This is a genomic window from Paenibacillus sp. JT22N1, assembly GCF_059692155.1.
Window position 1 is genome coordinate 20,566 of sequence record NZ_JCAUAW010000019.1, and the last position, 13,245, is coordinate 33,810.

The window sequence follows — 13,245 nt, forward strand, 5'->3', positions numbered from 1 at the left end:
CCTGACGGTCCTTTTTAGGTTTAACGCGCATCTGCTTATATTCATATCTTTGTTTCGATTCACAGCAAATGCTAAGGAAGCTTAACTTCAAACTCGCTTATATAGTAGGAAGCGGTTCTGGATATGTCAAATTCGAATTCAGCAGATTCAGCATATTTGCCGCTATTAACACTTATCTGCATGGGAAATGGTTCATGTCCTTCAGGCAGCCATCTGGCTGTCGCCTTGTATCGTCCGATTGGTACATTATCGATACCCGCGCCGCCTTTGACAGGGCCGCCGTGCTTAATCAGCTTTTGGCCTGTGCTTCCGTCAATCAATGGACCGACAGGCGTAAGTGTTATTTCAAGATCGCTCATATCGAACTCAGGCAGGCTTTCATCGAATGATGAAAAATTGGGATAAATATAAATTTGACCATCAAACTTCTTCCAAGTAAAATCTCGGACAGCTCCCGCGCTCCCCGCAAGCGGACGGTCGACGTCAGCTGCTAAATGGAAGGTGAAACTCTTGCCGTTAAACTCTTTGGTGAGGTCAGCGCCCATTCGCCATGTTGTTGTGATTTGCGGTAATTCAATCCGATAATGTCCTGATTCATCGGTGACTCCAAGGATATTGCTGTCGTAAAGCAAGGTATTATCCGCAAAGATCGAAACATCTGGTACTGGATGGCCTTTCGCGTCGCGTACGTAACCTTTAACGACATAAGGTTCAATCTCCTCTTTAGACGGAATGGGTGCTGGATCTGGTGTTGGTACTGGTGTTGGCACTGGTGTTGGTACTGGTGTTGGATCCGTAGTTGGATCGGGATAAGTCGCAACATCGGCATCTTCGATTTGGATCGTCGCAACATTGCCCTCTCGGGAGTAAGAGACTTGGAAACCGCTGTTCTCCGCCACGAAGCGCAATGGAACCAACGTGTTTCCATTAATGATTTTGGCAGGAACGTCCAAGCTGACGTTCTTTCCGTTTACTTTTGCGATAGTACTGTTAATCGTTAATTCTATAGATAAACCGTCTTTCGTTCCAAGCGCCTGTTGGATATTGCCATTCTCAACCCATTTCACCGTAAAACCGAGGGTTTCAAAGAGTTTGCGGAATGGAACTAGTGTTGAACCATCCTTTAGAATAGGCTGGGCACCATCAAAGTGAAGCTCTTGGCCCTTGAGAAATACGTGGATCGTCGGCCCTTCCGCAGGAGCAGGTGATGATGGAGGTACTGGATTTGGTGTAGGTGTTGTCGGTGTAGGCTGCGTCGGACTTGGAGTAGATGTTGGAGTTGGCGTTGTTGATGGCGGATTCTGGGAAGGTGTTGGAGCTGGTGTAGGCGATGTTGCTGTCCCTCCCGATTTCATCGGCTTGTTATATTTAATCGGTTTGGAAACAATCGTACCTTGCGGAGTCTCGATTTCCAGCACATAAGACTGCGTTTCCTTAATCGTTCCGTTGTTGCTAGCATATAAGTCGAATTTAAGCTCTCCATTGAACTCACCGACAGGTTCCTTTACATCTTTTCGAAAACCTGGGTTAATGATTTCACTTTCATGGGTGGTGCCGCTTGATGTTGTTACTGTTTTATCCTGGACAATGCCGAGCAGCCAGCCGGTGGTGGCGCGGTTTGTTCTCCACACTCCCTGAAAATTGTCCTTGCCGTAATCATCCGTAGAACGAAGTACAACCGCATTAATGACCGTTTTCTGCGCTAGGCTCAGCAACAGCTTGAAGTGGCCATCTTTATTACCCTCCGGCGTGAAGTCAGCTGAGCCGACAACGTCAGAAGCCGTATCCAACAGACTGAACTCCTTAATTTCAGCACCAGTAGGTGTTGTCTCACCAAAAGCAGACGCGATACCGGCAAATGCAAGCATTCCACCCAACACCGAGCTTATTAGCAATGATTGCATTTTATTTCGTGAATTAGACATAATACTTTTTCCTCCCTCAATGTCATACCAACATTTGATTTCGACTTCTAGTAATAAACATAATAAACCTGTATTCCTAAGTCATAGCAGCCTGCTTGGTATTATATTTTCCTGTACAAATTAGAAAACCCATTCCTACATATGATAGACCCCAGAAGAAGGCAAACCACTTGTCAAGCCATGGAAGTCCGAATGAAACCAGCATAATGACCATCAGGATAACCGTCCAACGCGGAAACACTTTTGCGCGGAAGGTCAGAATCGCAAGTATAATTGTCCCCAGCAGCATCCCCATGCCCGAAACTCCTCCCATCATACTCGCGAACGCTCCATCTTTGGCGTAAAAGCCGTATGCGAACAAACCATAAAAATTAGATGCTACCAACAAGTTCCCGATCATAAGGATTACAGCTGCAATAAATCCAAGTACCCCGGTTTCACGGGACTGCGCCATGTAAAGCGCAATGGAGCTGATGGCCATCAAAATACAGGCCGTGAATCCGCAAATAACCTCCGGCGTACTATCATCTCCCCAAATGAGCGACGACGGTGTCATCCCCATTCTGATGATTCCCGCCAATACGCAAAGAAACCCAAGCCACTTGACTACTCTCTCCAGTGTCATTTTTTCATCCTCCATTTAATTTCGATTTCTTGTAATAAACATAACAAACCTATATTCCTGTTTTGAAGAGTAGCTGCTCCTAGCTGCTGCGGGAAGTTTACATGGGTAATTTCGGGAAATGATAATTTAACTGCTGTTCAGAAACTGAGGTATTTGGTACGATAGACATAAAAAACATCCTCCTTGGTTGATTTGTTGTGGTGACTTCATTTTTACCAAAGGAAAGGGTGTTTTTCTGTTTTTTTCGTGACAATCCCTCGTCAAATCAAGGGTTTACGTATATATTTATTTTGGGGACATCCATAATTTTCTTATTGGTTCCTCTAGGTAGAAAGGAAGGTAGCAAGATGTCAGTACCGAATCCGATAAAGCGAGATCGACCGTCCATAATGGAAAAAATACATCCTATATGGCTTTTGCAAGCTTTTTCCGTCACATTTAGTATCGCAACGTTCATTTTCTTTATTGGCGCTATTTCCAATTACTATGAAAATTTACGCAACAAATGTGTATTGCAATTATGCGGTCCCATGTCTCCCGCTCCGCCGACAACAATAGAGGCTCTAAACCGTTATCATTTTACGCCAGATACCTATGCGCTTGCCTTCGTCATTATCGATTGCGTTCTCCCTCTTCTCTTTTATATAGCCTCAGCGGTTATTATTTGGAAATGCAAGAAGGGGGTTATGGGTTCCATTGCCGTGCTTGCCCTCGTGGCATACGGAACAACCTTCCCCTCATTAGTCGACATAGCTTCTGAAGGAATCTCGTTATGGGAACGATGGAATGATGGCGTCAGGGCAATTGGATGGATTTCCCTTTTCCTGTTATTTCTGTTGTTTCCGATCGGTCGGTTTTCACCTTCCCGAACTTATTACGTTTTTATCCCCTTTTCCATAGTGCAAATCGTTAGTTTCGTATTCCCCGGTACCGTGCTTGATTTGGAAAATTGGTCGGGAATGGCTAAAATTATCTACTATTTATCAGCTATTGGTACGATGATCTATTCTCAGTTTTACCGCTACATGAAAATATCCTCGTCAGAAGAGCGGCAGCAGACGAAATGGGTGGTTTATGGCGTTTCGATTTCTTTTCTGGGATTTATCGGGGTAAGCGGTTTGATCGTTTACCAGGTTTTTGCCGACAATCCTATATCTTATATTTATTTGAATGCGTCACTCCATGTATTTGTTGCCCTCATCCCTTTAACACTGACATTTGCCATCCTACGACACCGGTTATGGGATATTGATCCGCTTGTCAACCGAACGATTGTGTACGGAGCCTTATATCTTTCTATCGTCCTTATCTACTCTTTCTCCGTCCTGTATTTTAGTCATGTGTTTCAGACCGAAGGGAACTTCATCATTTCGCTGGTGGCGACATCTATCGTTGCTTTTTTATTCATGCCTCTAAAAGAACGACTACAGCGTATCGTAAACAGAATAATGAAGGGAAAGCACGACGACCCGTTTGCCGTGCTTGCCGAACTAGGGGATCACTTAATCAAACCGATTGATCACGACTCATTGCTCGATATTATGGTCAAAACAATTCAGGATGCCCTTCGGCTCCCCTACGTCGGCATTTCTATCAGCATCAATGGACAAGAGAAACTTATGTCTGTAGCGGGGAAAACAGCTTTTGACGTGCAGGATATCCCCATCATTCACGGCGGAGAGGTGCTTGGCAAGCTGCTTCTTTCCAGCCGGTCTCCCGGAGAAGTCTTTACGTCGGAGGATCGTAAGTTGCTGGATGTCCTTTTGCGGCAAGCAGGACAGATTGTTCATAGCGTGAATATGGCCAGCGATATGAAGCTTCTAGCCAGAGACCTGCAAGACTCCCGCACACGTCTCATCTATGCCAGGGAAGAAGAACGGAGACAAATTCGCAGAAATCTTCATGACGACCTTGCACCCCGTTTGATGTCTTTAGCTTTTAATGTGGCAGCGGCCGAGCAATATATTGAAAAGAATCCCAATAAGGCCTTCGTCCTGCTTGGAGAATTAAGGATGACGATCCGTTCTACGGTTGATGATATTCGAACCATGGTTCACGACTTGCGTCCACCGACACTTGATGAGTTTGGCTTGATAGGCTCAATTAAGGCGCGTATTGAAGACACCATCAAAACATCGGAACAAGTATCCGCATCCCTGCATATCACCCCTTTGCGTGCAAAATTACATATTCCTCAAGAGCTTCCCGATTTGCCGGCAGCGGTGGAAGTGGCGGCCTATCGCATCGTAACAGAGTCGCTCGTAAACATCGTAAAACATGCGAAAGCTACAATTTGCGACGTATATTTGCAGATGAATTCGGCAAATGAATTGCAAATAGAAGTCTTAGATAATGGAATTGGTATTCCCGTCCACATCAAGCCGTCAGGTAATGGTGGAATCGGTTTAACATCCATCCGCGAGCGTGCGAAGGAGCTAGGCGGTCAATGTGTATTTGAACGATTGGAAACAGGCGGAACACGTGTAAAAGCACTGCTGCCATTCTCACATAGGGAGGATTAGGTATGAAGATCCTATTAGTGGACGACCATCCGTTATTTCGCAGCGGCGTAAGAAATTTAATTCAAACAACGGATGATTTACAGGTAATCGGGGAGGCGGCTACAGGAGAAGAAGCCGTTGATATGGCTGTATCCCTGCATCCGGATGTCATCGTTATGGATGTTCGGATGCCCGGTATCAACGGAATTGAAGCTACAAGAATTATCAGGGAAAAGCTCCCCGATATGAAAATTTTAATTGTAACCATGCTGAAGAACGACAAATCCGTCTTTACCGCTATGCAAATGGGAGCAAGAGGCTATGTCCTAAAGGACGCAGGAGAAATGGAGCTGCTGCAGTCAATTCGCATGGTTGAAAGAGGCGGAGCCGTATTTAGTTCGGACATCGCGGCACGCATGATGCATTATTTTATGATGCCGCAACAATCACAACTTGCCAACCCTGCTCTCTCCGAACTAACCGGTCGTGAAAGCGAAATATTGGAGCTTATATCCGACGGATGTACAAACTTGCAAATTGCCTCACGTCTTCAACTGAGTGTGAAAACTGTCGCCAATCATGTCACGAATATCTTAAACAAACTCCAAGTTGCAGATCGCCATGAAGCTAAAAAACTCTTGAGCACATCCCGGGATTTGTTTGGTACGGAAGAGGGTGAGTGAGTATTTAATCGAGTAACGAAAAACCATTATTTATTGAAGCGGGGATATCCCGACTGAAGCCCTATAAATACGACGAAGGATTTCACTGAAAATTTAGCCGTTACTTATGGTAGGGTTCCCCGCGATTTATCCGTATCACGCGATTAACCCGCTCCACCAGCACCAACCGCATCAGCTGCTGTTCCTCAGTAGGGCTCATGTTCTCCGGTGCCTTATCGTCCGGCACCTCTATCATCTGCACCTTGGCAGTGTTGGGTGTTGCTGAGTAAGATAAAGAATAACCGAATTTTCATTCGGTTATTGAATTTGTTGTCTATGTGACAGTCCTCACCCGGTTTAAATAGGCAAAAGTTGTACAACGTACAACAATTTCGACTGTTTCTTCGCAACAAGCTGCTGTTGTGGTATTTTTTGCAACATTTTCCCCGTATTTCACCCAATTGAGCTACATTCGGGAGAAAATGTTGCAGTTTCTGCAACAATTGCCGCAATAACGCCGAATATCTTGCTTAATGTTGTACAAAGTACAACTTCGCACGCCAGTATCGAACTTACTCAACCTTGATAGTCACTCTTGCCCAAAAGGACGGCGTAAACCGTTATTCTTCTCACGTTTATTGGTGGAATGATTTGCGGCAATCTTTGATTCATTTGCAAGAACGCTTCACTACCTTCGCCTATTCGAACTGACCCGCCTTACGGTCAGCAGGAAAAACAAGCCCCATCTGCTTTCTAGCCTCATCCATAATGGCAATGGCAATGCTGGAATTCGCATGTGAGTTCGTCGGTGACTCCAATGTTCCGCTTTTGATAAGCCGAATAAATTCTTCCGCTTCATAGCGCATCGTTCTTACACCTTGCTCCCGCGTCAAGTTTTCCACTGAACCATCTCGGTAACGGATTTCAACTTTTTCAGGTGTGTTGATTTTATCGATGACCATTGTCGCATGCTCACCCTGAATTTCTGTTGGCAGGTAGGAGCTCGAAATTTTGGAGTGCATGATAACCGCATCCATCTCTTTGTAGCTCAGCAGCAGGCTGCCCTCGCCATCCACACCCGACTCCAGCAGCACTCCACTAGCTTGTACATGTTCAGGAGCACCAAAAAGCACAGCCAACGGATAAATACAATAGACGCCCAGGTCCATAAGCGAGCCATTGGAAAAAATGGGATTGAACGCATTCAGTACTGTTCCCTGCTTATAAGCATCATATCTAGAGGAATATTGGCAATAGCTCGCAAAATAACGCCGAATTTTCCCTAACTTATGTAAATTATCTTGTATCGCCTTGAAATTAGGAAGCAGCGTGGATTTGAGAGCCTCCATGAACACCACTTTATTCGTTTGTGCAGCTTGAATCATCGCCGAGAGCTCAGCGGTATTGGATGCCGCAGGCTTTTCGCAGATAACATGCTTGCCATGATTCATACAGAGTATCGCGTATTCAGCGTGAAGCGAGTTTGGACTCGCAATATAAACTGCATCGAATTCCTTACTTTGCGCAAACGTTTCTAAGCTTGTATAGATATGAGAAACCTCAAATTTCTGAGCGAATTCCGCAGCTTTCTCCTCCGTACGCGAGTATACGGCAGTTAAGTCGAACTCCCCCGTCTCGCGGGCAGCATGAATGAATTCTTCCGTGATCCAGTTGGTTCCAATAACAGCAAAACGTATCATATCGTTCTCCTTTGTTCCACTCTATGTTTTTCATAACTATACCATGATTTCAGAGTTGTTGAAAAAGAGAACAGAAACTTCAAGCCAGAATTGTTACCTAACGACCCCCTTGACATGAAACCAAAAGGTTTCGTATAATCCTTTGTGTAACCATTTGGTTTCGTATTGTAATGCCTTTGGAAAACCAAATTTTTTGGACACAATACGAAAAGGACATACGGGAAGGAATGACTTACGATGCAGGACGAATTGCTGAAGAAGCTGCGGTACAAGCAAGGACGAGCTCTCGTTCTTCAGGCACCCGAAGGCTACAAGCTTGGGATTGAGGATAATGAGGAGCCGAATGGGACCTACGATTTCGTTCAGCTTTTTGTTAACAATGCCGCAGAGGTGGCTGAATGGGCACCTAAAGCGATTGCCTTTTTGAACGATGAAGCTGTGTTCTGGATAACCTATCCAAAGCAGAGTTCGAAGGTGAAAACCGACATTAACCGAGACATTCTATGGAAGTTGATGGATGAGAAAACAGACTATCGTCTTGTAAGCAATGTCGCGGTGGACGATAAATGGTCAGCCCTGCGATTGCGTCATAAGAGTAAAGTGAAAACGAAATCCTAAATAATTTAATCATTGGAGGCTTCTTATTTATGGAAAATCAGACTCAAGGCACATTGCCGGATATCAAGCAAACACTAGTTTTTAACGCACCGATTCAAAAGGTTTGGAATGCTGTAGCAACATCTGAAGGCATCGCGGCTTGGCTCATGCCAAATGATTTCAAGCCAGAGGTTGGCTATGAATTTCACTTGGAAGCAGGACCTTTTGGCAAATCCCCTTGTAAAGTAACCGAGCTTGACCCGCCGAACCGTTTGTCTTTCGAATGGGGCAAGGATTGGTCCCTGACTTTTGAACTAACCGATTTAGAAGGCAAAACGGAATTCACCCTCATCCACTCCGGCTGGGATGCAGATAAAGTTACGGAATTTGGTCAACCACACACAGCTGTTCGTGAGACAATGTCGATGGGCTGGGTTGGCCTGGCGAAGAAACTGGCTGCTCACGTCGAGGCTTAAGATGGCAGTCCCCTCGCAGAAGCATGACGTCTTTCAAGCGATCGCTGATCCGACCCGCCGTCAGGTGTTGAAGCTGCTCGGCGAGCAAGAGATGCCCGTTACGGTTATCTCCGGCCATTTTCCGATAAGCCGCACCGCGGTATCCAAGCATCTTCGCATTTTAGCTGATGCCGGGTTGGTGAAAGAACGCAAAGTCGGCCGCGAGACCCGATACAGGCTGGAGGCGGAACCGCTTATGGAGTTGAAGCGTTGGCTATCCTATTATGAACGCTATTGGGAAAACAAGTTAAATGTGCTTAAACGGTTCGTTGAATCGAACGATGAGGAAGGCGGAAATCCTTTATCCGCTTTGGAACTACTGGTTGATCCTAAGAAACATGATTAATAAGATAAAGTATACAGACCGCTCTCTCCAATAGGAGATGAGCGGTCTGTATACTTTAGGGGGCATTACAAATCGGAACTAACTGAGCCTTCTACGAAAAGCATTTTAGCTATAAATAAGCAAGTTCAGCTTGCTTATTCATTCTAATATTAGTGCATCTCGTCACATAAGACCTTAGGACATGCTTATTAGCTAATAAACGAGACTTCCAGGGTGGATTAGCCAACAATAAGCATGCCTAACTTGCTTATGCACTTATAACCGGGCTATTAAGAAAAATAAGCAACTTCAGTTACCTTATTCGCATAATGAACCACGCGCTTACTCGAAAAGGTCATCTAACCTACAACTTTTTTGCAGGTTAGATGACCTTTTCTTGCACAACCTACTCCTGAACAGGCAGCCACTCTTGTGACCATTTGGCAATCTCACCGAAAATCGGCGCCAATGCCAGTCCCTTGTCCGTAAGTGAATATTCGATACGAACGGGACTTTCTGGGAATACTACCCTCTTAACGATGCCTTCATGCTCAAGCTCCTTCAGTCGCTCCGACAATACCTTGCCGCTCAAATTCGGAAGTGCCTGATCGATATTTATGAACCGCTGCGGGCCTGATAGTAATTGAAAAACGATAAGCGATGTCCAGCGCTTGCTAAGGATTTCTACGGCTTTTTCGAAACGAGGACACAATAGGTTGCGTTCCATGTTTATCACCTCTATATGTCTATTTATTATAGAGTAAGTTGACACGGATATACAAGGTTACAAAAAGTAATTTAGTTACTTGACGAAACTAACATTTTGACGTAATATCAGTTACATAAAGTAACTAAGTGAATTTAAGTAATATAAAGAAAAGTAATTTATAAAGGAGTGTTTTTATCATGATTTCACCTATATTTGTAGGACATGGATCTCCCATGATGGCTATTCAAGATACAGCTTGCACACAATTCCTGCTCGACTATGGCAAGAAGATTACTCCGAAAGCTATTGTCATTTTTACGGCTCATTGGGAAACAGAGGTACTCACTATTTCGTCCACCAATGATGTATATGACACCATCTACGATTTCCGCGGCTTCCCGGATGAACTGTTTCAAATCAAATATCCTGCCAAAGGGGATGTGGGGCTTGCTCGAATGATCGCTGACCGTTTCACGGCGAAAGGCATTCCTGTGAATTTGGATTCCCAGCGCGGGCTTGACCACGGCTCTTGGGTTCCGCTATTACGGATGTTTCCAACACCAGAATGCCCAGTCATTCAAGTGTCCGTCAATCCGTACTTGCCGCCTGCGGAGCAGTATCGTATTGGCGAAGCACTGCGCGGCCTCGATCAGGAGGATATCCTGATTATCGGAAGCGGTGCTACTGTGCATAACTTGCGAGCTCTTAATTGGGATGCCAAAGAGCCAGACGCTTGGGCTGTTGATTTCGACGATTGGCTCATCTCGAACATGCAAACGCAGAACCTGGAGGCGCTGTTCGACTACGCTGCTTTAGCCCCGAATGCTCGTATGGCTGTGCCAAGACCAGAGCATTTCATTCCGCTCTTTATTACAATGGGCAGCGGCGACCCAGAACGTCCCGTTCAAGTAATTCATCGCAGCTATGAAGTCGGCTCGCTCAGCTATCTTTCGGTCTCTTTTTAATATGAAATGGACGACTCGCATATTTCAAAGTGTGCTGACAGTCGCGTTTCTAATGTTTGGCTTTATGAAATTATCCACAAATCCCATGCAGGTGGAAGCTTTTACAGTAACCTATGGGTATGGTTTAAACGCCATGTATGTCGTTGGAGTTATTGAATTATTAGCTGGAATCGGGCTAGTTATCGGCTTCTGGAAGCCGCGCATCTCTTTTTACTCCGCTGGCATTATTGTAATTATAATGGCTGGCGCTATGCTAACTCATGTCCGATCAAGTCAAGGTATGAGCACCGCGGCATTACCGCTTATCTTTCTCATCCTGGCATTAATTGTTGTACTAAGGCGTTCCAAACGCGCATAAACAAACGGGTATCCCAGCCAGACGGCAGGTGATACCCGTTATTTGCGACTTACGACGGAATAGGCTTCGACATGTGTTCCCGATACTCCGTTGGCGTTAAGCCTGTATACTTTTTGAAGGTACGCAGGAAGCTTCTCGTATTTGCATATCCGACTGCTCCCGAAACGTCATTAACTTTAATAGACTTATCTTTCAAAAGCTCCATTGCCGCTTTAATGCGAATTTCGATCATGTAATCAATAAAATTGCTTTCCGTGTGATCCTTAAACAGTCTGCTGATGTAAGGCGGAGTGAGATGAAACATTTCGGCCAACCGGTCTAATGACAGATCATACTCCTGATAATGCTCTCGGATATAGTCCAGCATTCGCTCGATCGTCTCATTTTTCCCACGTTGATTGCGCTTTTCCTCAATTTGTGAAGCCAAGCCCTCGAGAGTATCTCCGACTAGCCGTTCCGCATCCTTCCAGTTCTCACACTTTCCAATACGGTCATAAAAGCTGCTTAGGGGACCCATCGAAATTTCCGGCTCAATCCCAATGGCTTTGACGGTTTGCAAAGATTTCATCACAAGGTCGTAGCACAGCTGCCTGATCAGCTCCGGAGGAAGATTGCTGCCAACCGCTTCACGGAATGTATCCGATAAGTACGTAAGCATCTTGACGCGATCTGTTTGCCTCATGGCTTCCATCACCGGATCGATCATCCGGCTGAGCTTGTAATAATCCTGTCGGTCCGGCGGCTGCAAGTCATCTACCGATATAACCGAATGCTTGCCGAAGATCATTTTATAATGAAGTGCCTTCTGCGATTCATCAAACGAGATCGGTATCTCCTTCATCTCCATGCGGCATTTGCCGACTCCGATCGTTACCGTTAAGCCAAACTGCCTCTTCATGATATCAAGGATGAGTTCAAGTATGACTAATGTTCTCAAATGATTTTGCTCTGCATCACCTTCTGCGAAGCTGAGAAGAACAGCCGCCCGGCCGCCACCCAAATCAATGGCCAAGCCCGCATGCTCAGTTCGGATCAGCTCCTCCGCGACATTGCAGAACATATACGTGTACAACGTTTCGTCCCGCGGAGCAAGCTGTTCACCTTCCTTGCCAATCTCAGCCGTACACACGATAAAGCGCTCCGCATACATGTGAATCCCCAAAAATTCCAAATGATGATACATCGCATGGAAATCGGAACGGTTGCCGTTCAATACATCCATCATGATCTTCCACTTGAGCATCGGCTTCGAATCCCTGACATGCTGCTCCAATTGCTCGCGGTCCGTAACCATCTCATCGAATATATGCTCCAGGTTTCTGAGTCCTATACTCTCTGCCCCCTGCCCTCTCCGCTTGTTCACGCCGGACAGCTTACCTGCCAATCGATCCAGCGGCTTGAAGGTCCAGCGATTTACATAAAATAATGCAGCCAATGCTAAAAAGAACATCACGACGGCAAATGTGAGCAGCAGGTTGCGTGTAACCTTGATCGGCTCAAATACGGTGGACTCCGGCATTATGCTGACAAATTTCCAGCCTGTGTATCCGCTCGTCCGGTAAAAGACAGACTCCTGAATCCCGTCCAGCTTCACGTTGAAGGATCCGCTGTCTGGATCCCTTAATATCGTCTGTATATACGGCAGCGACTTCATATTGCGGTAAAGCTGGTTCTTATCGTCATGAGTGACGACATTCCCTTCCGCATCCAGAATGAAAAATTGACCAGCGTGCCCATCCTCGTAGATCGCTTTAATCATCTGAGACAACTGAGCCTCTTTGATGCTAATTGCCATTAGACCTTTCCTGAAGCCAGGACTGCTGAGGCTAGGAAAGCTGCGGACCAAGGTAATCACATCTTGGGTCTCATGGCCATCCCATACCTTCTGAGTCGATAGCCACTTAAAATATTCAGGCATATCCAGGTACTGGGCCAACCAATTGAACTCTGACGATGCTTGCTTTAAATAGGTTTCCTCTGTCATTAAGTCTCCACTGATATGAGAATACGCAAAGACAGAGGAGTAATTGGGATTATTTGAAATAAATTCCCTCAACCTGTTCGTCAAAGTATAGTAAATGCTATATCTGTGACCGTCATCACTGTAGCTGTTATTCATAAAATAAACAAATTCCAGCCCTTCCGCCATGGAGAGCAGATCCTTCTCCGTCTGGCGAAAGGCAGCCTCGATCTTGGAATCAACCTGTTTCAACAGTGCAAGATTAGCATCCTGCAAGTCCTTCTGCAGCCTGCCCACAGTGCCTGTATAGGACAACCAGAAGGTCAGGGCGATGATGAAAAGGAATACGATACCATAAATCATCATGGCTTTTCCGGATATGCTGGTTCTCATGATGGACCTC

Annotated in this window: 12 protein-coding genes and 1 pseudogene; 7 read left to right on the plus strand and 6 right to left on the minus strand. The window is 45.5% G+C overall.

All coding sequences use genetic code 11. The features are described 5' to 3' along the window. Positions 1-71: 71 nt before the first annotated feature. Entirely contained in the window at positions 72-1,925 is a 1,854-nt protein-coding gene (locus AC58UU_RS29905) for a stalk domain-containing protein (protein WP_497320993.1), read from the minus strand. A 76-nt stretch (positions 1,926-2,001) separates the two neighbouring features. Beyond that, the gene (locus AC58UU_RS29910; protein WP_497320995.1) at positions 2,002-2,550 is read right to left on the minus strand and encodes a hypothetical protein; all 549 of its coding nucleotides are present in this window, start codon (positions 2,548-2,550) and stop codon (positions 2,002-2,004) included. 347 nt (positions 2,551-2,897) lie between these two features. Between AC58UU_RS29910 and AC58UU_RS29915 the strand changes: the two genes are divergently transcribed. Both AC58UU_RS29915 and AC58UU_RS29920 read left to right on the plus strand, forming a co-directional pair. Continuing rightward, positions 2,898-5,072, plus strand: coding sequence for a histidine kinase (locus AC58UU_RS29915; RefSeq protein ID WP_497320997.1), 2,175 nt, complete (start codon positions 2,898-2,900; stop codon positions 5,070-5,072). A gap of 2 nt (positions 5,073-5,074) precedes the next feature. Continuing rightward, entirely contained in the window at positions 5,075-5,734 is a 660-nt protein-coding gene (locus AC58UU_RS29920) for a response regulator (RefSeq protein ID WP_497320999.1), read from the plus strand. Positions 5,735-5,834: 100 nt separating this feature from the next. Here AC58UU_RS29920 and AC58UU_RS29925 read toward each other — a convergent pair. Continuing rightward, a pseudogene (locus AC58UU_RS29925) lies at positions 5,835-5,924 on the minus strand (23S rRNA (pseudouridine(1915)-N(3))-methyltransferase RlmH); the annotation flags it as partial. A gap of 487 nt (positions 5,925-6,411) precedes the next feature. Then, positions 6,412-7,413 (minus strand): Gfo/Idh/MocA family protein, encoded by a 1,002-nt coding sequence (locus tag AC58UU_RS29930; protein ID WP_497321001.1) that lies wholly within the window; start codon positions 7,411-7,413, stop codon positions 6,412-6,414. Between the two features lie 237 nt (positions 7,414-7,650). Here AC58UU_RS29930 and AC58UU_RS29935 point away from each other — a divergent pair, with 237 nt between their 5' ends. Genes AC58UU_RS29935 through AC58UU_RS29945 form a run of 3 tightly spaced genes read left to right on the plus strand, consistent with a single transcriptional unit; the run spans position 7,651 to position 8,871 of the window. Then, positions 7,651-8,031, plus strand: a complete 381-nt coding sequence (locus AC58UU_RS29935; protein WP_497321003.1) for a hypothetical protein — start codon at positions 7,651-7,653, stop codon at positions 8,029-8,031. A 29-nt stretch (positions 8,032-8,060) separates the two neighbouring features. Continuing rightward, positions 8,061-8,486, plus strand: a complete 426-nt coding sequence (locus AC58UU_RS29940; protein ID WP_497321005.1) for an SRPBCC family protein — start codon at positions 8,061-8,063, stop codon at positions 8,484-8,486. A gap of 1 nt (position 8,487) precedes the next feature. Beyond that, the gene (locus AC58UU_RS29945) at positions 8,488-8,871 is read left to right on the plus strand and encodes an ArsR/SmtB family transcription factor (protein ID WP_497321007.1); all 384 of its coding nucleotides are present in this window, start codon (positions 8,488-8,490) and stop codon (positions 8,869-8,871) included. A gap of 385 nt (positions 8,872-9,256) precedes the next feature. On the opposite strand, the gene catR is transcribed toward AC58UU_RS29945, so the two are convergent. Then, complete coding sequence (catR, locus tag AC58UU_RS29950; RefSeq protein WP_171646033.1) at positions 9,257-9,577, minus strand: catDE operon transcriptional regulator CatR; 321 nt, start codon at positions 9,575-9,577, stop codon at positions 9,257-9,259. Positions 9,578-9,756: 179 nt separating this feature from the next. On the opposite strand from catR, the gene AC58UU_RS29955 reads away from it, so the two are divergent. Continuing rightward, positions 9,757-10,524 carry a DODA-type extradiol aromatic ring-opening family dioxygenase gene (locus AC58UU_RS29955; protein ID WP_497321009.1) on the plus strand — a complete coding sequence of 256 codons (768 nt, stop codon included), beginning with the start codon at positions 9,757-9,759 and terminating at the stop codon, positions 10,522-10,524. A 1-nt stretch (position 10,525) separates the two neighbouring features. After that, positions 10,526-10,882, plus strand: a complete 357-nt coding sequence (locus AC58UU_RS29960; RefSeq protein WP_497321011.1) for a DoxX family protein — start codon at positions 10,526-10,528, stop codon at positions 10,880-10,882. Positions 10,883-10,931: 49 nt separating this feature from the next. Here the strand turns inward: AC58UU_RS29960 and AC58UU_RS29965 are convergent, their stop codons facing one another. After that, the gene (locus AC58UU_RS29965; protein ID WP_497321013.1) at positions 10,932-13,235 is read right to left on the minus strand and encodes a helix-turn-helix domain-containing protein; all 2,304 of its coding nucleotides are present in this window, start codon (positions 13,233-13,235) and stop codon (positions 10,932-10,934) included. Positions 13,236-13,245 lie beyond the last annotated feature (10 nt).

Excerpts from the sequence above, each read along its gene's own strand:
- AC58UU_RS29935 (WP_497321003.1), top strand. The coding sequence starts at position 7,651 with ATGCAGGACGAATTGCTGAAGAAGCTGCGGTACAAGCAAGGACGAGCT.
- AC58UU_RS29960 (WP_497321011.1), top strand. The coding sequence starts at position 10,526 with ATGAAATGGACGACTCGCATATTTCAAAGTGTGCTGACAGTCGCGTTT.
- AC58UU_RS29920 (WP_497320999.1), top strand. The coding sequence starts at position 5,075 with ATGAAGATCCTATTAGTGGACGACCATCCGTTATTTCGCAGCGGCGTA.
- AC58UU_RS29945 (WP_497321007.1), top strand. The coding sequence starts at position 8,488 with ATGGCAGTCCCCTCGCAGAAGCATGACGTCTTTCAAGCGATCGCTGAT.
- AC58UU_RS29915 (WP_497320997.1), top strand. The coding sequence starts at position 2,898 with ATGTCAGTACCGAATCCGATAAAGCGAGATCGACCGTCCATAATGGAA.
- AC58UU_RS29965 (WP_497321013.1), bottom strand. The coding sequence starts at position 13,235 with ATGAGAACCAGCATATCCGGAAAAGCCATGATGATTTATGGTATCGTA.
- AC58UU_RS29930 (WP_497321001.1), bottom strand. The coding sequence starts at position 7,413 with ATGATACGTTTTGCTGTTATTGGAACCAACTGGATCACGGAAGAATTC.
- AC58UU_RS29910 (WP_497320995.1), bottom strand. The coding sequence starts at position 2,550 with ATGACACTGGAGAGAGTAGTCAAGTGGCTTGGGTTTCTTTGCGTATTG.
- AC58UU_RS29940 (WP_497321005.1), top strand. The coding sequence starts at position 8,061 with ATGGAAAATCAGACTCAAGGCACATTGCCGGATATCAAGCAAACACTA.
- AC58UU_RS29955 (WP_497321009.1), top strand. The coding sequence starts at position 9,757 with ATGATTTCACCTATATTTGTAGGACATGGATCTCCCATGATGGCTATT.
- catR (WP_171646033.1), bottom strand. The coding sequence starts at position 9,577 with ATGGAACGCAACCTATTGTGTCCTCGTTTCGAAAAAGCCGTAGAAATC.
- AC58UU_RS29905 (WP_497320993.1), bottom strand. The coding sequence starts at position 1,925 with ATGTCTAATTCACGAAATAAAATGCAATCATTGCTAATAAGCTCGGTG.